The 18,378-nt window shown below is 67.1% G+C and carries 24 protein-coding genes; 19 read left to right on the top strand and 5 right to left on the bottom strand.

The features are described from left to right. Positions 1 to 98: 98 nt before the first annotated feature. The 3 genes from ligD to ACIBLC_RS04200 form a co-directional block, all read right to left on the bottom strand. Positions 99 to 1,115 (bottom strand): non-homologous end-joining DNA ligase, encoded by a 1,017-nt coding sequence (gene ligD, locus ACIBLC_RS04210; RefSeq protein WP_399209083.1) that lies wholly within the window; start codon positions 1,113 to 1,115, stop codon positions 99 to 101. 152 nt (positions 1,116 to 1,267) lie between these two features. Further along, complete coding sequence (gene xerC, locus ACIBLC_RS04205) at positions 1,268 to 2,455, bottom strand: tyrosine recombinase XerC (protein ID WP_399209082.1); 1,188 nt, start codon at positions 2,453 to 2,455, stop codon at positions 1,268 to 1,270. Positions 2,456 to 2,504: 49 nt separating this feature from the next. Next, positions 2,505 to 2,933 carry a helix-turn-helix domain-containing protein gene (locus tag ACIBLC_RS04200; RefSeq protein WP_399209081.1) on the bottom strand — a complete coding sequence of 143 codons (429 nt, stop codon included), beginning with the start codon at positions 2,931 to 2,933 and terminating at the stop codon, positions 2,505 to 2,507. Here ACIBLC_RS04200 and ACIBLC_RS04195 point away from each other — a divergent pair. From ACIBLC_RS04195 to ACIBLC_RS04140, 12 genes are all read left to right on the top strand, one after another. Beyond that, positions 2,833 to 3,330, top strand: a complete 498-nt coding sequence (locus ACIBLC_RS04195) for a helix-turn-helix domain-containing protein (RefSeq protein WP_399209080.1) — start codon at positions 2,833 to 2,835, stop codon at positions 3,328 to 3,330. The two genes, ACIBLC_RS04200 and ACIBLC_RS04195, sit on opposite strands and share 101 nt — an antisense overlap. Further along, positions 3,327 to 3,530 carry a DNA-binding protein gene (locus tag ACIBLC_RS04190; RefSeq protein ID WP_399209079.1) on the top strand — a complete coding sequence of 68 codons (204 nt, stop codon included), beginning with the start codon at positions 3,327 to 3,329 and terminating at the stop codon, positions 3,528 to 3,530. Before ACIBLC_RS04195 ends, ACIBLC_RS04190 begins: the two co-directional genes overlap by 4 nt. Before the next feature lie 304 nt (positions 3,531 to 3,834). Continuing rightward, complete coding sequence (locus ACIBLC_RS04185) at positions 3,835 to 6,846, top strand: bifunctional DNA primase/polymerase (protein WP_399209078.1); 3,012 nt, start codon at positions 3,835 to 3,837, stop codon at positions 6,844 to 6,846. Positions 6,847 to 7,523: 677 nt separating this feature from the next. Further along, a complete protein-coding gene (locus tag ACIBLC_RS04180; protein ID WP_399209077.1) occupies positions 7,524 to 7,679 on the top strand; it encodes a hypothetical protein in 156 nt (51 codons plus the stop codon). 201 nt (positions 7,680 to 7,880) lie between these two features. Beyond that, positions 7,881 to 8,213 (top strand): hypothetical protein, encoded by a 333-nt coding sequence (locus tag ACIBLC_RS04175; RefSeq protein WP_399209076.1) that lies wholly within the window; start codon positions 7,881 to 7,883, stop codon positions 8,211 to 8,213. Further along, the gene (locus ACIBLC_RS04170) at positions 8,210 to 8,647 is read left to right on the top strand and encodes a DUF4326 domain-containing protein (RefSeq protein WP_399209075.1); all 438 of its coding nucleotides are present in this window, start codon (positions 8,210 to 8,212) and stop codon (positions 8,645 to 8,647) included. The genes ACIBLC_RS04175 and ACIBLC_RS04170 overlap by 4 nt, the downstream gene beginning before the upstream one ends. Continuing rightward, positions 8,647 to 8,850 carry a hypothetical protein gene (locus ACIBLC_RS04165; RefSeq protein WP_399209074.1) on the top strand — a complete coding sequence of 68 codons (204 nt, stop codon included), beginning with the start codon at positions 8,647 to 8,649 and terminating at the stop codon, positions 8,848 to 8,850. Before ACIBLC_RS04170 ends, ACIBLC_RS04165 begins: the two co-directional genes overlap by 1 nt. Further along, the gene (locus ACIBLC_RS04160) at positions 8,847 to 9,140 is read left to right on the top strand and encodes a DUF4326 domain-containing protein (protein ID WP_399209073.1); all 294 of its coding nucleotides are present in this window, start codon (positions 8,847 to 8,849) and stop codon (positions 9,138 to 9,140) included. Before ACIBLC_RS04165 ends, ACIBLC_RS04160 begins: the two co-directional genes overlap by 4 nt. Beyond that, positions 9,137 to 9,664 (top strand): hypothetical protein, encoded by a 528-nt coding sequence (locus ACIBLC_RS04155; protein WP_399209072.1) that lies wholly within the window; start codon positions 9,137 to 9,139, stop codon positions 9,662 to 9,664. Before ACIBLC_RS04160 ends, ACIBLC_RS04155 begins: the two co-directional genes overlap by 4 nt. Positions 9,665 to 9,708: 44 nt before the next feature. Further along, positions 9,709 to 9,942, top strand: a complete 234-nt coding sequence (locus ACIBLC_RS04150; RefSeq protein ID WP_399209071.1) for a hypothetical protein — start codon at positions 9,709 to 9,711, stop codon at positions 9,940 to 9,942. 128 nt (positions 9,943 to 10,070) lie between these two features. Continuing rightward, complete coding sequence (locus ACIBLC_RS04145) at positions 10,071 to 10,553, top strand: hypothetical protein (RefSeq protein ID WP_399209070.1); 483 nt, start codon at positions 10,071 to 10,073, stop codon at positions 10,551 to 10,553. Between the two features lie 129 nt (positions 10,554 to 10,682). Beyond that, positions 10,683 to 11,360 (top strand): hypothetical protein, encoded by a 678-nt coding sequence (locus tag ACIBLC_RS04140; protein ID WP_399209069.1) that lies wholly within the window; start codon positions 10,683 to 10,685, stop codon positions 11,358 to 11,360. Positions 11,361 to 11,467: 107 nt separating this feature from the next. On the opposite strand, the gene ACIBLC_RS04135 is transcribed toward ACIBLC_RS04140, so the two are convergent. Beyond that, positions 11,468 to 11,845 carry a hypothetical protein gene (locus ACIBLC_RS04135; protein ID WP_399209068.1) on the bottom strand — a complete coding sequence of 126 codons (378 nt, stop codon included), beginning with the start codon at positions 11,843 to 11,845 and terminating at the stop codon, positions 11,468 to 11,470. Between the two features lie 174 nt (positions 11,846 to 12,019). On the opposite strand from ACIBLC_RS04135, the gene ACIBLC_RS04130 reads away from it, so the two are divergent. Beyond that, complete coding sequence (locus ACIBLC_RS04130) at positions 12,020 to 12,199, top strand: hypothetical protein (protein ID WP_399209067.1); 180 nt, start codon at positions 12,020 to 12,022, stop codon at positions 12,197 to 12,199. Positions 12,200 to 12,392: 193 nt separating this feature from the next. Next, positions 12,393 to 12,890 carry a hypothetical protein gene (locus ACIBLC_RS04125; protein WP_399209066.1) on the top strand — a complete coding sequence of 166 codons (498 nt, stop codon included), beginning with the start codon at positions 12,393 to 12,395 and terminating at the stop codon, positions 12,888 to 12,890. A 71-nt stretch (positions 12,891 to 12,961) separates the two neighbouring features. Here the strand turns inward: ACIBLC_RS04125 and ACIBLC_RS04120 are convergent, their stop codons facing one another. After that, positions 12,962 to 13,270: a hypothetical protein gene (locus ACIBLC_RS04120; protein WP_399209065.1), complete on the bottom strand. Its 309-nt coding sequence runs from the start codon at positions 13,268 to 13,270 to the stop codon at positions 12,962 to 12,964. 187 nt (positions 13,271 to 13,457) lie between these two features. Here ACIBLC_RS04120 and ACIBLC_RS04115 point away from each other — a divergent pair, with 187 nt between their 5' ends. The 5 genes from ACIBLC_RS04115 to ACIBLC_RS04095 all read left to right on the top strand — a co-directional run bounded on the left by ACIBLC_RS04115 (position 13,458) and on the right by ACIBLC_RS04095 (position 18,373). Continuing rightward, on the top strand, positions 13,458 to 13,658 hold the full coding sequence (locus ACIBLC_RS04115; protein ID WP_399209064.1) for an HNH endonuclease signature motif containing protein: 201 nt from the start codon (positions 13,458 to 13,460) through the stop codon (positions 13,656 to 13,658). 163 nt (positions 13,659 to 13,821) lie between these two features. Continuing rightward, the gene (locus tag ACIBLC_RS04110; protein ID WP_399209063.1) at positions 13,822 to 14,301 is read left to right on the top strand and encodes a hypothetical protein; all 480 of its coding nucleotides are present in this window, start codon (positions 13,822 to 13,824) and stop codon (positions 14,299 to 14,301) included. Then, a complete protein-coding gene (locus tag ACIBLC_RS04105) occupies positions 14,285 to 15,910 on the top strand; it encodes a hypothetical protein (RefSeq protein WP_399209062.1) in 1,626 nt (541 codons plus the stop codon). The genes ACIBLC_RS04110 and ACIBLC_RS04105 overlap by 17 nt, the downstream gene beginning before the upstream one ends. Before the next feature lie 10 nt (positions 15,911 to 15,920). Further along, positions 15,921 to 17,393, top strand: a complete 1,473-nt coding sequence (locus ACIBLC_RS04100; RefSeq protein ID WP_399209061.1) for a phage portal protein — start codon at positions 15,921 to 15,923, stop codon at positions 17,391 to 17,393. Next, positions 17,390 to 18,373 (top strand): hypothetical protein, encoded by a 984-nt coding sequence (locus ACIBLC_RS04095; RefSeq protein WP_399209060.1) that lies wholly within the window; start codon positions 17,390 to 17,392, stop codon positions 18,371 to 18,373. Before ACIBLC_RS04100 ends, ACIBLC_RS04095 begins: the two co-directional genes overlap by 4 nt. The last annotated feature ends 5 nt before the right edge of the window (positions 18,374 to 18,378 follow it).

Genomic DNA, 18,378 nt, shown 5'->3' with positions numbered 1-18,378 from the left:
GGGGACGTCGCCGAGGCGCCCCCGGGGCCTCCCGCCATGTGCGCGGCCGCGAGGCCCTCCTCCATGCGCGTACCCCCGGAGCCTTCCCGCCTGCGCGGCTAGCTCTCCTCGTCCTTGGCCCGGCTCGGCTGAACCCGCTTGGGCTCCCCCGGCATCTTCGGGTACTCGGGCGGGTACGGCAGGTCGCCCAGGCCGTGGTCGTGCTCGTCACGGTCGGCGAGTTCCAGCAGGGCTTCCAGGGAGAAGGCGTGGTCGTCCATGTCGGCGTGCACGTCGCCGAGTTCGGCGAAGCGCGCCGGCATGGTCGCGAGATCGAAGTCACGGGGCACGGCGTCGTCGACCTCCTCCCAGCGCAGCGGCGCGGAGACCGGGGCGTGCGGACGGGGTCGTACGGAGTAGGCGGAGGCGATCGTGCGGTCGCGGGCGGTCTGGTTGTAGTCGACGAAGATCTTCTCCCCGCGTTCCTCCTTCCACCACTTGGTGGTCACGTGGTCGGGCATCCGGCGTTCCAGTTCGCGTCCGGCCGCGATGGCCGCCCGGCGGACCTGGGTGAACGTCCAGCGCGGCTCGATCGGCACGAAGACGTGCAGGCCCCGGCCGCCGGAGGTCTTGGGCCAGCCGCGCAGGCCGCCGAACTCGGCTAGGACGGCGCGCAGTTCGTGGGCGGCGCGGACGGCGTCGGCGTAGTCGGTGCCGGGCTGCGGGTCGAGGTCGATGCGGAGTTCGTCGGGATGGTCGACGTCGTCACGGCGTACCGGCCACGGGTGGAATGTGAGCGTGCCGAACTGGGCCGCCCACAGCACCGCGGCGGGCTCGGTGGGGCACATCTCGTCGGCGCTGCGGCCGCTGGGGAAGGTGATGTGGGCGGTCGGGATCCAGTCGGGCATGTTCTTGGGCGCCCGCTTCTGGAAAAAGGATTCCCCGGTCACGCCGTCGGGATACCGCTCCAGGGTGGTGGGGCGGTCGCGCAGCGCGCGGAGAATACCGTCGCCGACGGCGATGTAGTACTGGGCGAGATCCAGCTTCGTGAACCCGCGCTCCGGGAAGAAGATCTTGCCCGGGCTGGACAGACGTACGGTCCTCCCGGCTGCTTCCAGTTCCACCGCATCGCCCATGCGAGCCACGGTAGGCCTGCGAAGCCTGCCGCGCACACCGGGCGGACCGCCCGGGAACCGCGCAGAATCGAACCATGGTTCTACGTCGCCTCAGATACCTCTAGGTCAGGGCCATTCGGGTGCTCTACGGAGAGATCATCTCTCACGTAATCTCACACAGGGATGATGCGATCACCCCCATGGAAGTCGCCCCACGCGGTCGCCGCGTCCCTCATGTCCTCGACGTCCACGTGCACGTACTTCCGTTTGGTGAAGCCCGCGTTGGTGTGACCGGCCCACGCGGCGAGGATGTGATCGGGCACCCCGTTGTTGGCGAGGTAGCTCAGGCACGAGTGCCGTGCGTCGTACAGCCGGACCTGCCGCATCTCCAGATCGCGCATCAACCGGTAGGCGTGCTCGCGCAGATGCCTTGTGTTCCTGACGACCCCCAGCTCGTCGACGACGACGTACCCGGAGTCGGTGTAGCCCTCGCCTGCCGCCAGCTTCTCGCGGGCCTGGAGCGCCCGGAACTTCTTCAGCGCGCCCAGTACGGGGGCGGGCAAGGGCAGCACGCGCTCACCGGCATCCGTCTTGGCGTCCTTCTCGATGACGTAGTTGTTGCCGACCATCGTGCGCGTCGAGGTGATCTCCAGCGTGGCCAGCTTCAGGTCCAGGTACTGCCAGCGCAGGCCCATCACTTCTGCCGGTCGGAAGCCCATGAGGCTGAGCAGGAGAGCGGCGTGCAGGCGGTCGCCCTCGATACCGCGGATGAACGTCTGGACCTCGTTCACACTCCACGGCTTGACCTTCGGACGGTCGCGCCGGTCGGCCTTCTTGTCGGCTAGGGACGGTCGTACGTCGGAGGCCACGTTGACGCTGACGAGTTTGCGGACCATCGCCCGGCGCAGGGCGCTGCGGAGCTTGTGCAGGATGCTCTCGACCGTCGAGACGGCCAGGCGTCCTCCGGGTTCGCCGCCGCTGCGGCGGCCCGCCGCCACCAGTTCGTCCACGAAGTCGTGGATGTGGTCCTCGGTGAGTTCCTGGAGGCGGATGTGTCCAATGCGATCACGGACGTGAACCATGGCGAGGCGGTACGTGTGGATCGTCGACTCTTCGATGTCGCGCTTCTTGTACTCCAGCCACTGGTCCAGCCACTCCGCCAGCGTGATCTTGTTGGGGAGGATCAGGGTCCCTGCGGAGCGCTCGTGCTGGATGCGGCTCTGCTCGGCTTTCACCTCCGCCTTGGTGTCCTTGGTGAGGGTGATCTGGACTCGCTTGCCGTTCTCGTCGGTGCCAGCGTCGACCACTGCGCGGTACCGGGTCTTGCCGTTCCGTAAGGTGATCTTCTTGATCTCAGCCATCGAACTCCCCCTTCCTCTTCCGTCTGGTGGGTTCGGCACCATGGCGCCGTCACTCGTCAGGCATCGGCACGAAACCCTCCGAGGTCTGAACGCCGGGCTTCCCTGGCTCGCCGAACCTCCGAAGCCCCACCGGCAGCGACCGCACCTGGTGCTCGACAAGGGCCGTACCGTCGTCCCCCTCAGGCACGTCGAGTGGACGCCTGAAAGCCGCCCACATCCACGCGTCGAGCGCCGAGACGGTCTTGCCGCTCGTCAGCTCGACATCCCCGACCAGCGTCGGCGGCATCAGCAACCTGCCCGGTGACGTATCAAGGGCCACGGCCAGCGCCATCAAGTCATCGACATCGACGCGCCGCTGACCTTTTTCGATCTTCGTGATGGTGTTGGCCCGCATGGGGCGACCGAGGCGGGTCACCTGGTCGGCGAGTTGCTCCGTGGTGAGCTGCATGCTTTCGCGCAGCGCCTTCAGGTTCTCCATGAGGCGGTTCCCCGTTGGCCCTAGTTCGTTCGCACGCCTAGGGCGGGAGGTTCCACCAACCTCGTTTTCTCCCATGACAGTAGTGTGCACTCCCAAGCTTGACAACACAAGCCAACGCCTGGATCATTCTTTCAACGGAGCTCAGGCTCCCATTTACGTAATACTGCACTACCAAGATAGGAGAATGCAGGTGGCTACTCAACTCGTACCTACAGCCGCCCGGCGCTGGTTGACCACAGACGACGTTGCTGCCCGATACCGGACTGTGCCGGGCACCGTGCGGTACTGGCGTCACGTCGGCTACGGGCCCAAGGCTGTGAAGATCGGTCGCCGCATGCTGTACAGCGAGGTCGAGCTTCAGCGCTTCGAAGACGCCCTGTGGCAAAGCGCCGCGTGAAGCCTGCCCCGACCCTCGCCGAGATCCGCGAGTGGCCTGCCGTCGTCACCGTGGAGCGCGCCGCCGACGCACTCGGATGCTCACGGTCCGGGCTGTACGAGGCGATACGCCGGGGTGACGCGCCCGTCAGGACACTCTCGTACGGCCGCCGCGTGGTCGTCGTGAACGCCTCGCTCGTACGCGTCCTGGAGGGCAACTGACATGCGCCCCGGACGAATACCTGTACGCCCGACCTCGGCATAAAAAAGTGCCCCCTGCGTAGGCGCCGGTGTCTTCAGCACCGACGACACGCAGAGGGCTTCACGCCACCAAAACGCGACTGCCACCGGATCACCTTGAGCGGGCCCCGGGGCTGTCGCCTCAGAGAGAGGCGCTGTGTTGTCAATCAGCAGCGTAACGGACGCCAATGACATCGGGGTAGATCAGTCAACCTCGACGTCAACCTTGCTGGTCCCCGCCGGCATCCCTCTCGTACGGTCCGGCGTCCCCGGCGCACGCGGATGGATGGACGGCGCCGGTACCTTCCTCAACGGTCCCTACACCGGTACCCGCATGCTCGACTGGGCACTCGCCTACGCCGAACGCGGCTGGCACGTCTTCCAGATGCGGCAGGGCACCAAGGAGTTCTTCGGGAACTGTTCACGGTGCAAGCCCTCCGGCGACCACTACGACACCGACGCCCACGCACAGGGCAGCGAGCAGTGCACGCTGCACCCCGAGGGATACGCCCGCTGCCACGGCCTGTGGTCCGCGACCCAGGACCCCGCCGTCATCCACCACTGGTGGACCGAGAACCCGCACGCCAACATCGGCATCAACTGCGGGCGCAGCGGCATCGCCTGCGTCGACATCGACATCAAGCACCACGACGGCAAGTTCGGCGACCGGTCCATGGCCGCCCTCGAAGAGCGGCGCGGCGACTTCCCCACCGGGCCGCGCGCCGTGACCGCATCCGGCGGCGGGCACTGGGTGTTCGGCCTGCCCGACGGACACGAGCTGCGCTCCTCCACTGGCTACACCGACGCCAAGGGCCGCGCCCACGGACTCGCCGACTGGGTCGACATCAAAGCCGTCGGCGGACTCATGGTCGCCGCCCCCTCCCTCGTCTACGACAGCAAGAGGGGCGTCGTCACCGGCCAGTACACCTGGGAGACCGACGGCGACCTCCCGGTCCCGGTCCTGCCCTCCTGGGTGGCCGAGGAGATCGTTCAGCGGGAGAAGAGGGAGAGCGCCAAGCCCTCCGCCCGCCTCTCCTTCCCCCGCTCCGACACCGCCGAGTACGACGAGGTCAAGGCCCGCGTCATCGAACTCGCCGACGAGGTAGCCGCCAACCGGGGCGAAGGCGGACGCAACAACCTGCTCCTCCAGAACGCCGGGATGGCGTTCCAGTACGCGGGCGCCGGACAGATCAGCCCGGACGAGGTCGAGGACATCTTCGTCCAGGCCGGAATCGGATGCGGCCTGCCCGAGACCGAGGCCCGGCGCACCACCCGCAACGCCCGCAACCACAACCTGAGCAAACCCCGCGCCTGGGCGCCCTCCTTCAAGAAGAGCGACGCCGCCGGGCTGACCAACCTCATCCGTCCCCGGACGGCGCCGCAGGCGGAACCCACGCCGGAGAGGGGAGCTGCCCCGGTGACGGTCCCGGAGCAGGGAGCACCCACGCCGGAGACGGTGGAACAGGTGTTCGAGAGCCGGGAGGCGTTCACCGAACGCATGAAGGGGATCGAGGACCCCGCCTCCCGCAAGAACGAGGCCCGCACCCGGGTCAAGCACTTCGCCCGCCTCAAGAGCACCGAGGAGGAGCGGCAGGTCGAGCGCGACTTCCTCAAGGCCACCACCGGGCTTTCCAAGGGTGACTTCGACTCCCTGTACAGCTCCACCGCCATGAGCGGCAAGAAGTCCGTCTCGGGCACCGACGGCAAGCCCATGCTGGACCTGACCGAAGAACTGGACGGGTACATCAACCTCGTGGGGCTGATACAGAAGCGAATCTTCCCCGAGACGTACGTACGAGACGGCAAACTCGTCCACGTTCAGCCGGTCAGCGGTGTGCGCGCCACGAACAAGAAGTTCAACACCTCCACCTACCAGGCCAAGGACATAACCGCGAGCACCATGCGGCGCCTGGTCGCCCTGCACACCCGGACGATGAAGCTCACCGAGAAAGGTGTCTCCAGCCCGCTCCCCGCGCCGTCTCTCTGCGAGGCCGTCCTGACCGAGTCCGACTGGCAGGGGCTGCCCCTCCTGAACGCGCTCGTGGACGCCCCGTTCGTCCGGGAGGACGGAACGATCTGCCAGGTGGCAGGCTATGACGAGGCGTCGGGCATGTGGCTCGGACTGCCCGAGGGCTATATCCCCGTGCCGGAGAATCCTTCCGCCGAGGATGTCGCCGAGGCCCGAGCACTGATCCTCGACCAGGCACTACGGGACTTCCCGTTCGTCACCACGGCGGACCGGGCCAACGCCGTCGGTATGCTGCTGACGCCGATGATCAGGTTCATCATCAAGTGCCCGGTACCCTTCTGCTTCATCAACGCGCACGCACCGGGGTCCGGCAAGACCCTGCTCGCGAAGATCGCCATCGCTGCGCACGGCGGCGGATCCTGGACGTTCCCGCTGCATGACGAGGCCGAGCAGCGCAAGCAGCTGACCACGATCCTCATGGACCAGGCCTCCCCCGTCGTCAACTTCGACAACCTGAAGCGTGGATCGACTATCGACGCGGCGACCCTCGACTCCATGCTCACCGAGGACATCTGGAAGGACCGTGTCCTCGGCGCGAACATCTCGATCGCGCTGCCGAACGACAAGCTGTGGCTGGGTACCGGCAACAACATCAAGCCGAGCCGGGACCTGTCCACCAGGAGCTTCCTGGTGGAGCTGGACGCCAAGATGGAGCGCCCCGACCTCCGGCCGACCAACGAGTTCGAGCTGGGCGACCTGGAGCAGTGGCTGCTCCAGCCGCAGAACCGCGCGACCCTCGTACGGTCCCTGCTGATCCTCATCCGGGACTGGGCGGCGGCCGGGATGCCGAAGATCACCAAGACGATGCGCGTCTTCACCCCCTGGGCGGGCAATGTGGGCGGGATCCTGAAGCACCACGGCATCGACGGCTTCCTCGCCAACGAGCACCTGCTGGCCGAGGCCGACGAGGAGCAGCAGCAGGACTCCCTGTTCCTCCAGAAGTGGATGGAGCTGATCGGGGTCGAGCCGATCACCGCATCGGACCTGATCGTCCGGTACCGCGCGACCATCACGGACACTTGCGGATCGTTCAACACCATGGGGACAGACCCGTGGCAGGGCTCGTTCCCGGCGCGCGCCAATGACAAGCCGTACAGCGCGGTGGGTCTTGGCAGGTGGCTCGGGCGCCGGAAGAGCACGCCGATGAGTGGGTTCGTTCTGCGTGGTCGCCATGACAAGGCGGCCAGCAAGACGTGGTGGTGGCCCGAGCGGATGCCCGACAACCCGGTGCCGATCCCGGCTCAGGGTGTTCAGGAGTCGCTGATTTGACCGTTGGACCCGTACGACAAGGCCGTCCCTGAGATAGCGAGGGGCGGCCTTCGTCGTACCTGAGATAGGCCGGGAGCTATCTCAGGGAGCGTCTGAGATAGCGACGGGACGACGCTCTATCTCAGACAACGCTCTGACCTGCGATTACCCGTGGTATCGCTCCTGGGACAGCCCTGGACGGAGGCTTCGGACGCCTGAGATGGCCTGAGATAGACGATGGTCGGACGCTATCTCAGGTGCTATCTCAGGCTGGCGTTTGTGCAGTTCAGAGCCTTGCAACCATGATCAAGCTGAGATAACTGAGATAGAAGTCGAGCTAGATGCCCCGTGAGGAAAAAAGGAACTTTACCTTCCCTCTGCCGTAAAAACCTCTTTCCCCTGCGTAGGGGTGTAGGGCCGCATCTATCTCAGTTATCTCAGGCGGACGCGCCCGCAGGCCCTCCGGCCTGGGGGGATGACTACCTGAGACAGGGATTCGCCATCTCAGTCACCTCAGCCCCATCTCGGGAGCCGGAAGAGCCCCGCCGGGTCGAGGGGTGCGTACGGATCGATGAACCGCACGAAATCCCCGTGAGGCATCCACCGACTTCGGCCCCTCGGAGAGCTCCGGAGGTCCAGCGTCCGCCGGCCCGGATCGTGACTGCCGGAACCGCTGGCGTGCCTGCGAAGAGGCCACCGTGGACCCGGTGTTCGAGACGCTGCCGGAGCGGTACACCGAGGCGATGCCCAAACCTGAGCCGGTCGCCAAGTCCGAGCCGGTCATGCTCACCATGCGAACGCACGACGGCAGCGAGGTCGGCCGGTCGGGCGCCCTGGAGAAAAGGAATTCATAAGACGGGGATTGCCGATTTTTCGCCTTTTCTTGAAATTGACGGAGCGAGTTGGCCAAATTCAAAAGGCGAGAAAGGGCCTCTCTTGGATTGTTTCTTGGCGATAGGGCGGATAAGATAAGAGACATGGCAGAGCGAATATCCGCTGCCGATGCCACCCTCCTCCGCCGTGATACCTCACGCCTTTATGACTGGGGATCGTGGATGGACGGCAGCATGTGGCACCTCAGGCGCGGGACCGACTACATGACCCCCACCGAGTCCTTCAGGGCCGTCGTCTTCAACCAGGCTCGGCGACATGGACGCAAGGTCCACACGCGGACCACCGACTACGGCCTCGTCGTCACCTTCTCCAAGCTCCAGGGGGCCGACAAGACGCCCAACCATCCCGAGCCGGGCGGCGTACGGTACTTCGCCACCGACGCCTCGCTCGCCGACGTCATCGTCCTCACTCAGGCCGAGATCGACGAAGACCCGGGCCGTATCGCCGGGTTGACGGAGATGCGAATCAGCGCCATCGCCAAGGAGGCAGCGTGACCAGCCGCCGCGTGTCCACCGCCGGGACCGTCGGACTGTTCCACAAGGAGCGGATGGCCGACTTCCTGGACAAGAACAACGCCGTATGGGTCGGCCGGGCATTCGCCGCCCAGAAGGGCCACCTCCTGCGGAACCCTCACAAGGTCGCGAAGAACGACACGGACTTCTGCAAGGCACGGCTGCACTGCAAGTTCGACCCCTGCGTCACCTGCGCCCCGTGCGACGACGGCCTGCACCTCCACACCCGGGACGAGTCCCTGGACCTCTACCGCGCCCACCTCACCGAGCACCCCGACCTGATCGACATGGCGGCCGAGCTCGTGGAGGAACGATGGTCCCTCGCCTGCCGGTGCCCTATGGACCAGCCCTGCCATGTCGACGTGCTGATCGAGCTGGCCGATCTCGCCATCAACGACATGTGGGAGGCAGCGTGATGACCTGCAACGAACCCGAGAGCCGACGAGCGTACGAGCTGGGTCTCAAGACCCCCTGCTCCTACTGCGACGCCCAGCCCGGCGACGACTGCACCTCGATCATCACCAACCAGTCGTGGACGGCCGAGGGCGGCTGGGCCGGCCAGCACCGGAGCCGCTGGGCACGAGCCCTGCGCGACGCGCACCGGAAGGAAGCGGCATGAGCGCGGAAAGAATCCAGCAGAAGCGCACCCGAGGGTGGCGCAAGCCCCAGGGGGCCGTCTCTGTCGTACGGCCGCACCGATGGGGCAATCCGCACACCGTCGCAGAGCACGGCGCCCAGCGGGCCGTGGGACTGTTCGAGGCTGACCTGGTTGAGGGACGCCTGCCGTACACCACGGACGTCGTACAGAAGGAACTCGGATCCCGGCCGCTGATGTGCTGGTGCCCTGTCGGCAGCCCTTGCCATGGCGATGTGCTGCTCCGTATTGCGAACTCTGAGGAGGCGGCATGACCGTCAAGTTGGCCCGCATATACGCGCTCGTCGACGCCTTCGAGACGCCGCGGTACATCGGCTCGACCAGCCTGGACATTCAGAAGCGCGCGGCGGTCCACCACGCACACCGCAACGACGCGGACCGCGGCAATCCCGGGCTCAACAACTGGCTCCGCAGCCTGGAGCGTCGACCCAAGGCCGTACTCCTCCAGACCGTCGTATGGGCAGACCGCATCAAGGCCGAGACGCACTGGACTCGTTGGGCTCGGGGGACGTACGGCTCCGAGCTTCTGAACGTCCTCGATGGCGTCACGCCGACTCCCGCCGAGTCGGCGCGACGCCGCGATCGGAAAGCCGGTCACTACCGCCCCCACACCCCCGAGTCGCGCGCGAAGATCTCCGAGGGCGTACGTCGCTACTGGGAGTTCCGTAGGGCGTGCGATGCCGAACAGGCCCGCCTGGAGGCCGAGATGGGCGGCAAGTTCTACAGGCTGCCACGAACAGGTGAAGAGCTTCAGGCCCAGCTCTCCGAGGCTGTCTGACCGGTACCGTGGTCGGTCGGCGTGGACACCCGAGGAGACTGCACATGATCTGGACGTTTGATCTCACGGGGGAACGGGACCTCACAGCGGATGAGTTGTCCCGCATGGACCACACGCAGGAGTTCGGCGACGGGTACATCACTCCGGAGTACAGCGCTGGTCACCCGGTGATCTTCCACATCGATTTCCCGGCCGACTCGCATGAGGATGCTGTGGAGGCCGCCTCAGAGGCGATCCGGCAGATCGGGTACGACGCCGGGTTGACGGTGACGCAGTAAGGCTGCCTCAGTACTCCTTCGACGCGCTCCTCCCTCCAGTAGAGGGAGGGGCGTTGTCGTCGGCCGGCCCCCGAGGCTGATCTCCGAGATGCCTGCGACCGCGGTGACCGGGCGGGCAGAATGCGGCCGTGAGTGAACTGACTATCGCCCTTGTCGCTGCTGGCTCCGCAGTGGCGGGTGCCGCTGTCGGCGGCTGGTTCGCCAGGAGCGCGGGGCTCCGACAGGCGGAGGCCGCGAAGCATGCGGGAGACCGGCAGGCCGACGCGCTGCTGCACACAGTTCAGGCATCCCTTGACGAGCAGCGCCGAGCCCGCGTCGAAGACCGACGACGCACTGCGTACAGCGAATTCCTGGCAGCCGTGGAGGACGTGGCGCGCGACCCGAGCAACGACGAGTTGATCCCGGCATTGCGCGTATCCCGTACGAGGGTGGTCATCGAAGGCCCGAACTCGGTGGCCATTTGCGCGCTTGAATTCGCAGCCTTGGCGGAGTACTCCCGCCGGGCGGATGCGAACGCTGCCCGCTTGATCAGATCGCGGTTGGCGTACGTGCAAGCCGTTAAAGACGTCCTGGGCATCGAACACGAACCTTCCACCCCCGGCCCCGCCTAATCCTCGTACGTGAGATGAGCCCCTTTTCCAGAATGGAGGAGGGGCTTCGTCGTGTGCCTGAAGGTTGGAATGATAACCACTACACTTGTAGTGGACATGTAGAACGTGCCTGCTCAGCCGGAGGTACCGATGGCCGACGAAGAGTCGCCCGCTGAGAAGCTTCGCCTCGTGGAGCCGGGTGTGAGCGCGGAGTGTGGGGTGTGTCATCGCAGCCTGGAGAACGGCTACCTCTGCCCCGGCGACACCCGCGCCCTAGCCGAACGCCTCGACCGAGCACCGAAGTTGTACGCGGCGCTCGGTGGGTTCCTCGCCCCGCCCGTCCGTGGCGGCGCCGAGCGAGTCGTCTTCAAGCTGGTCGACGCAGCGCTGCCCGTCGACGAAACGGTCCTCGATCTCCGGTACGGCGGCATCGCCCTCGTCCTGGAGTCGTGGCGGTCCGACGTCCAGCGGGCCCGCGGCTGGGGTGATCCTGCCGTCGAGGGCGGTATCGAGCGGCGCGTGCTCGCGGCGTCGCGCGGCCTCAGCATGCAGTTGGAGTGGATCGCCGCCTCGTACCCGGCGGCGGGCGATCTGGCCTCGGAGATAAGGGAGATGGAGCGGGCCGCCCTGTCGATCGTCGGCGCGCTCCCGGACCGGGGCCGGCGCATCGGGCAGTGCGTCGCCGTCGACGCATCCGGCACGGTGTGCGGCGCCGTCCTGCGGCATCACCCAGGCGAGAGGTCGATCGTCTGCCCATGGTGCACGTACGCGTACGAGGCGCGGGACTTCCTGATGCTCAAGACGCTTCAGCCCGCGGAGGTGTCCTGATGGCGTCTGCGGCAGCGCCGCCGTGTTTCCTGCGGCGGCCGAGGAAGCGCGAGGCCCCACCCGAAACCGGAACGGGTGAGGCCTCACTGCCTGCGGTGCTTCTACTACTAGCATGTGCTCGCAGTATCGATCCTGATGCCAGTCACAGTCATGCTCGACGGGAACGTGCGCCCACTGTTCGGCGCGAGGCACGTGTAGTAGGTCCCGCCCTGGTACAGATACCGGATCATCGCGCGGTCATCGTTGCGGGTATTCCAGACGTGGTCAGCGCCACGACTGCTCGATCCGAGATTCTGGTAGGCCGTCGTGACGTCCTGGTACGCGGCGTTGGGTGCCGCTGCGTTCCAATCGGCGAGCGTCTGGTAAAAACACACGCGCGGGTAGATACATCCGTTGTACGACGCGGCCTGAGCCTGTGGTGCCGCAATGAACAGCGCAGCAGAGGCGCCAAGGCCGATACCGGCAAGTGCACGAATATGCTTCACGAGTTGCCCCCAAGTGACGTTTATTGTGGAGCTGACGATTACCGATCGTGGCTGCGCGGTACCTGCACTGTCATCCTCAGAACCGGCCATATCCGTACAGCTCCAATCGTTTCGCGACGGCCGCCGGGTCATCACGCAGCCCCTCCGCCTCCCTCCCTGCCGCATCATGAAGGCATGACAGAGCCGCTACTCGTCGACGCATACGCCGCCCATGCGGCTACCGGCATCAAGCCCGGCACCATCCGCGTCTGGCTCCACCGCGGGAAGCTCACCCGCCACGGCCACGACAGCCAAGGCCGTACCCTCATCGACCTGCACGAACTCCATACCCAGCTAACGGCAAACGCCGCTTGACCCGTAAGATCGCCAGGTGTAATAATGGGACCACGTTCGGCGTGCCCAGGTACAACGGACACAGACGCACACGAAGCCCCGGAGGCCCCGAGCCCCGGGGCTTCGTCGTGTCACAGGACAGCCACACTGCGTACACACGCCCCTCGCGCGGCGCATGATGCCCCCTCAGCGACAGCACGTCCTTGGGGGGACCATGCACGCCCGAATCGTCACCATCACAACGCTCACCGCAGCCCTAGCGCTCTGCCTCGCGGGCTGCGGCGACCAAGCCAACGTCAAGGCCAAACCCAGCGTCCACAGCGAATCCGCCAGCCCCACCCCTGACGTGGTCGACCAACTCATCGAGTGGCGCGACAGCGGCGGCAGCGAAACCCTCGACACCTTCCTCGAGGACCTCTCCGCAGTCGACAAGGCGTCCGACCCTGTGGATCTTGGCGGCCTCCGCGATGCCTGCGCTGATCTCGCCGCTCACGTCGAGACCGCAGAACTCGAAGACCCCATCCCTGACGAGACTGCCAACAACAGCTGGAAGCTCGCCCTCGGACACTTCGCCGCGTCCGCGACGGCATGCACCAACGGCGCCGTCAGCGACAGCCAGGACGACTTCGACCTGATGGCGTCCGAGATGGACATCGGCATCCGCCATATGACTGCCGTCAGTGACCGCCTCGGAGAGATCGCTCCCGAGTGACGTCCGCGTTGGGATGGGGAAGGGCCCCGCTCTCTGGGAGGGCGGGGCCTTCGTCGTGTCAGGCGCCGCGCTCAGAACGGCGGGTCGCCATTGCCGGTGATCTCTATGGAACCGCCGCCCACCGTGCCGTGGCTTGCGAGGAACTCTCCCTCACCGGCACCCCATACCCGCAGCTGCATAACTCCGCCATTCAGGATGGCCCAAGCCGCCGCTTCGTCGTCCGTGTAGAGCGTTCCGCCCCATGAGGTTTGCCCCTTCATGGAGCTCACGTCCCCCATGGCTCGAACGCGCAGGTGCTCAGTGTGGGACCACAAGTCCGCTTCGACCTCGTGGTCGGCTTCCCCAACGATGACTGCGGCGCCGCCCTGGTGTGTGCGCATACGTGCAGTCTGCTCTTCACCCACCGAGGTGGCCATGCCACGCAAGGCCATGCAGGTCTGCCCAACCCCCGGATGTCCGACCCTCACCGCCAGCGGGCGGTGCGCTGACTGCCAGGCCCAGGCCATAGCCGACAGGCCACGGCACAAGGACGCAGGCCGAGGCCGAAGATGGCGCGACGCGAGCGCCATGTACCTGCGTGATCACCCGTACTGCGAGTGCTCCGAGTGCTCGGCGCTGCCGCCCCTTCAGCGCGACCTGGCGACCGAGGTCGACCACATCGACGGCCTCGGGCCGCTCGGCCCCCGCGGTTACGACCCGACCAACTGGCAGGCCATGAGCAAGCCGCACCACTCCCGCAAAACCGCGGCGGAAACCTGGGGAACCTGAGTCACCGAAAGTGACCGGACCCAGGGGGGTGACCCCGGCTGGCCTGGGGGTCCACGACGCGGGGGAGGGCACCGAGGGGTGCGCCGGGTTCAGAGGGTCCCAGATGTCACGCAAGGTGACGTCTCTCTGTGCTGCGCAACGCAGCGATGAGGAGTGATCGACTATGCCCCGTGGAGGAGCGCGCGCGGTCTCCGGTCCGCCGCCGGACCCGAGGTCGCTGCGCAGCACGAAGGCTGCTGACAAGGGTGGTTGGCGGACGCTGTCGGCGGAAGGGCGCGAGGGCGCATCGCCCGAGTGGCCGCTGACCGAGGCCGTGGACCGTGAGCTGGACCTGTGGGATGACCTGTGGGCCAAGCCGCAGGCTGTGGCGTGGGAGGACATGGGCCAGGAGCTGGAGGTCGCGCTGTTCGTGCGGACGCTGGCCGAGGCCGAGCGCGCGGACGCCCGCGTGGACGTGAAGAAGATGGTGCGCGGGTACCTCGACAGCCTGGGCCTCAGCGTGGCGGGCATGAACCGGAACCGGTGGAAGATCGCTCCGGCGATCGAGGAGCCCGCCGGTACGGAGGTCGTGCAGCCGGATGCCGTTCGGCGTCCGTCGGCTCGCGACCGGCTGAAGGTCGTGCCCAGTGGCGAAGGGGCCTGACACCGGGGCCGAGTTCGTCGTCGATTTCCCCACCCTGTGGATCGTGCCGGACTGGATCGAGGCGCACTGTCCGATCCCGGACGGCTTCCGGGTGGGCGAGGATCTGGAGCTGTACCCGTGGCAGCTGTGGTGCACGGTCAACCACTACCGCGTGAAGCCGACGGCTCGCGTCGGGCAGCTGGCGCCGGCGTTCCACTACCGCCGTAGCCAGGTCGTCGCTCCGCAGAAGACGGGCAAGGGTCCGTGGTCGGCGACGATCGTCCTGGCCGAGGCTGCGGGGCCCGTGGTCTTTGACAGTTGGGCCAAGGGCGGCGAGCGGTACCGGTGTTCGGATCACGGCTGCGGCTGCGGCTGGTGGTACGGGTACGAGCCGGGCGAGCCGATGGGCGTGCCGTGGCCGACGCCACTGATCCAGCTGACGGCGACGTCCGAGGACCAGGTCGACAACGTGTACCGGCCGCTGCGGTCGATGGTGAAGCGGGGCCCGCTCGCCGAACTGATGCAGACCGGCGAGGAGTTCACGCGGGTCGGCGACGACGGCCGGATCGACGTGGTCACCTCGTCGGCTCTGTCCCGGCTGGGCAACCCGATCATCTTCGCGTTGCAGGACGAGACCGGCCTGTACACCGCGGCGAACAAGCTGAGGAAGGTCGCCGAGACGCAGCGCCGCGGCGCGGCCGGTATGGGTGGCCGCTCGATGGAGACGACGAACGGGTGGGATCCGTCGGATAGTTCGGTCGCGCAGACGACCAGCGAGGCCAAGGTGCGGGACATCTTCCGGTACCACCCGCAGGCGCCGAAGTCGCTGTCGTACAAGGACAAGCGGCAGCGCCGGAGGATCCACACCATCGTGTACGCGGGCTCGTCCCATGTGGACCTCGACGCGATCGAGGCCGAGGCCGTCGAGATCATGGAGAAGGACGAGGCGCAGGCCGAGCGGTTCTTCGGCAACCGGTGCGTAGCCGGTACGGCGAGCTGGCTGGATCCCGCGAAGTGGGCAGCGAAGGCGAAGCCTCAGCGGATACGGCCGATGACCCGGATCGTCCTCGGGTTCGACGGCTCCGACTCGGACGACTGGACGGCGATTCGCGCCGAGACGATGGACGGCTACCAGTTCACCCCGAAGTACGGGGGCAACGACGAGCCGACTATCTGGAACCCCGCCGATCACGGCGGGCAGGTTCCGCGTGCTGAGGTGCGCGCGGCGATGGACCAGTTGATGCGCCGGTACGACGTGGTCCGGCTGTACGCGGACCCGCCGTACTGGGACACCGAGATCGACGACTGGGTGGACGAGTACGGCGAGGAGCGCGTCATCCGTTGGCACACCCGCCGCATCGTGCAGATGCACGCGGCCTGCGAGCGGCTCAAGACCGACGTGATCAAGCGGGACGCGACGTTCCGGCACGACGGCTGCGAGACCACTTACGACCACATCACCCACACCCGCATGGCGGCCCGGCCGATGGACCGGTACGTCCTGCGCAAGGCGAGCCCCACTCAGAAGATCGACGCCACGATCCCGAGCATTCTCGCCCATGAGGCGCTCGGCGACGTGATCGCCGCGGGTCTGGCCGAGCGCGAAGTGTCCTACTACTACGGCAGTTGAGGAGGGCCCGATGGCTACCGAGGCGCAGGCCCTCCAGCTGGTCTCCCTGCTGGAGAACGAACTGATCAGCAGGCGCGGCCCGATCGACCGGCACAACGACTACTACCGGGGCAATCACCCGCTGAAGTTCGCGTCCGAGGAGTTCGCCAAGTTCCACGGGCAGCGCTACCGGGATTTCTCCGACAACTGGGTGCAGGTGGTGGCCGACGCCCCGGTCGAGCGGTTGACCGTCACCGGGTTCGTGGCCGACGGCGAGACGTCTGCGGACAGGGACCTGTGGAAGGTTTGGCAGGTCAACGGCCTGGACGCCGACAGTCAGCTCGGTTTCCTGGGCGCGGTCACCAGCGGCCGGTGCTTCGTCCTGGTGTGGGGTGACCCTGACGACCCGGACATGCCGGTGGTCACGTTCGAGGACGCCTCGCAGTGCATCGTGGCCTACGAGCCGGGCTCGCGTCGCCTGCGCCGGGCGGCGTTGAAGCGGTGGCAAGACGGCAACCAGGACTACGCCACCCTGTACCTGAAGCACGAGGTGTGGAAGTTCTGCCGCCCCCTGCAGCGGCAGGACAAGTCCCCGCAGATGGCGGACGTCGACGAGGAACTGAAGACGTGGACGCCGCGGGAAATGGACGACGAGCCGAACCCGCAACCCAATCCCATGGGCGTGGTGCCGATGGTGGAGCTCCGTAACAAGCCGATGCTCGTCGAGGATCCGATCTCGGATGTCGCCGGTGTGGTCGCGATGCAGGACGCGATCAACCTGCTGTGGGCGCAGCTGTTCACGGCCTCCGACTATGCGAGCTTCCCGCAGCGCGTCATCCTCGGCGCCGAGCGGCCGATGATCCCGAAGCTGAACAGCGCGGGTGAGATCGTCGGCAAACAGCCTGTCGATCTCGAAAAGTTCCAGGTGGACAGGGTCGCCTGGATCACCGGCGCGGACGCGCGAATCGCGGAATGGCAGGCCGCGAACCTGGCCATGTACAGCGGCATCATCGAGATGGCGGTCGGTCACCTCGCGGCGCAGACGCGGACTCCGCAGCACTACCTGATCGGGAAGATGGCGAACCTTGGCGAGGGCGCTCTCCTCGCTGCGGAGACCGGTCTGGTGAAGCGGTGCGACGAGAAGACCCTTTGGTACGGGCAGGGCCTACGCGAGGTGTCCCGTCTGATCGCGCTCGCCAAGGGCGAGGACGCGAAGGCGCAGGCGCTGCGCTCGGGCCGCGTGCTGTGGGCAGAGACCGAGTCCCGCTCGCACGCGCAGATGGCCGACGCGCTGCTGAAGCTGAAGCAGCTGGGCTTCCCCTTCGAGTGGCTGGCCCTGCGATACGGCCTTACGCCGACCGAGGTCGCCGACGTGCTGGTCATGCGGGAGCGCGAGCTGGAGGCAGACCCGGTCACGGAGCTCACTCGCAACTTGACCGGCGGACGGACCGTGCCCGCCGAGGAGCAGCCGGCCTACGACGAGGCTGACCCGGAGGCGGCATGAGTCCGTCTCCTCAGGCGGTTGCGCACATGGAAGCGCGGCGTCGCCTGACCGAGGCGACCGCGCGGGCCTCGCGGCAGATGTGGCGGCAGGTTGACCGCGACAACATCTACACGTCGTGGCTGGGCATGCTCGCCCGCCTGGTGGCGATCGTGTCGGGCGGACAACTGGCCGCCGCGCAGGCGACAGACCCATGGCTGATGGAGCTGCTGGGCATGGATCCGGAACAGCCGGAATCCGACCGCCTCAACCCTGCCGCCCTGGTCGGCGTAGACGGCGGAGGCCAGCCGCTGGCGGACGTGCTGATGGCTCCAATGTGGGCCGCGCTGCGGCTGGTCACGCAGGGCAGGCCGGTGGTGCAGTCGATGGCCAGCGGTCAGGCCCTGCTCGACGCCGTAGTCCGTACCGCGGTGGCCGACGCCGGGCGCGCGGCCGACTCGGTCGGCATGATTGCGCGCCCGGCCGTGACGTCGTATGTGCGGGTCGTCGAGGGCGGCGCCTGCTCGCGCTGCCTGGTCTTGGCGGGGCGGGAGTACGGCGTCAGTACGGCGTTCGCCCGGCACCCGAAGTGCAACTGCTCGATGGAGCCCGTCACCCGCGAGCACCGGCCCACACCGGCCAGCCCGGAGGCGCTCTTCAAGTCGATGTCCGACGCAGAGAAGAAGCGCGTGTTCGGCGCGTCCGCGGTGAAGGCGATCGACGCTGGCGCCGACATCGCCCAGGTCGTCAACGCTCGCCGCGGTATGGCCAGCGCCACAGTCTTCGGACGCACAGTGCGGGCCACGACCGAAGGCACGCAGCGCGGCGAGTTCCGCCGCCGGGAGTTCCGCCGTCTCCAGGACGAGGGAGCGATCCCCCGGTCCCGATCGATCCGGGGCTTCAGCCCCACCGCGACGCGGCTCATGCCCGAAGAGATCGTCCGCCTGGCCGACAACCGCGAGCACGCGGTCCGGCTGCTGCGGCAGCACGCGTACATCGCCTGACCCTG

Origin of the sequence: Streptomyces sp. NPDC050535, from assembly GCF_044457665.1 — a bacterium.
Taxonomy (GTDB): Bacteria; Actinomycetota; Actinomycetes; order Streptomycetales; family Streptomycetaceae; genus Streptomyces.
Note: the sequence above shows the minus strand (reverse complement) of the source record. Positions and strands in the feature narration are given on the sequence as shown.

Coding starts and splice junctions, on each gene's coding strand:
- ACIBLC_RS04140 (WP_399209069.1), top strand. CDS start 10,683: ATGGCCGACGAAGAGTCGCCCGCTGAGAAGCTTCGCCTCGTGGAGCCG.
- ACIBLC_RS04095 (WP_399209060.1), top strand. CDS start 17,390: ATGAGTCCGTCTCCTCAGGCGGTTGCGCACATGGAAGCGCGGCGTCGC.
- ACIBLC_RS04160 (WP_399209073.1), top strand. CDS start 8,847: ATGAGCGCGGAAAGAATCCAGCAGAAGCGCACCCGAGGGTGGCGCAAG.
- ACIBLC_RS04175 (WP_399209076.1), top strand. CDS start 7,881: ATGGACGGCAGCATGTGGCACCTCAGGCGCGGGACCGACTACATGACC.
- ACIBLC_RS04185 (WP_399209078.1), top strand. CDS start 3,835: ATGGACGGCGCCGGTACCTTCCTCAACGGTCCCTACACCGGTACCCGC.
- ACIBLC_RS04115 (WP_399209064.1), top strand. CDS start 13,458: ATGTACCTGCGTGATCACCCGTACTGCGAGTGCTCCGAGTGCTCGGCG.
- ACIBLC_RS04200 (WP_399209081.1), bottom strand. CDS start 2,933: ATGGAGAACCTGAAGGCGCTGCGCGAAAGCATGCAGCTCACCACGGAG.
- ACIBLC_RS04165 (WP_399209074.1), top strand. CDS start 8,647: ATGACCTGCAACGAACCCGAGAGCCGACGAGCGTACGAGCTGGGTCTC.
- ACIBLC_RS04150 (WP_399209071.1), top strand. CDS start 9,709: ATGATCTGGACGTTTGATCTCACGGGGGAACGGGACCTCACAGCGGAT.
- ligD (WP_399209083.1), bottom strand. CDS start 1,115: ATGGGCGATGCGGTGGAACTGGAAGCAGCCGGGAGGACCGTACGTCTG.
- ACIBLC_RS04125 (WP_399209066.1), top strand. CDS start 12,393: ATGCACGCCCGAATCGTCACCATCACAACGCTCACCGCAGCCCTAGCG.
- xerC (WP_399209082.1), bottom strand. CDS start 2,455: ATGGCTGAGATCAAGAAGATCACCTTACGGAACGGCAAGACCCGGTAC.
- ACIBLC_RS04195 (WP_399209080.1), top strand. CDS start 2,833: ATGGTGTTGGCCCGCATGGGGCGACCGAGGCGGGTCACCTGGTCGGCG.
- ACIBLC_RS04100 (WP_399209061.1), top strand. CDS start 15,921: ATGGCTACCGAGGCGCAGGCCCTCCAGCTGGTCTCCCTGCTGGAGAAC.
- ACIBLC_RS04110 (WP_399209063.1), top strand. CDS start 13,822: ATGCCCCGTGGAGGAGCGCGCGCGGTCTCCGGTCCGCCGCCGGACCCG.
- ACIBLC_RS04130 (WP_399209067.1), top strand. CDS start 12,020: ATGACAGAGCCGCTACTCGTCGACGCATACGCCGCCCATGCGGCTACC.
- ACIBLC_RS04155 (WP_399209072.1), top strand. CDS start 9,137: ATGACCGTCAAGTTGGCCCGCATATACGCGCTCGTCGACGCCTTCGAG.
- ACIBLC_RS04120 (WP_399209065.1), bottom strand. CDS start 13,270: ATGCGCACACACCAGGGCGGCGCCGCAGTCATCGTTGGGGAAGCCGAC.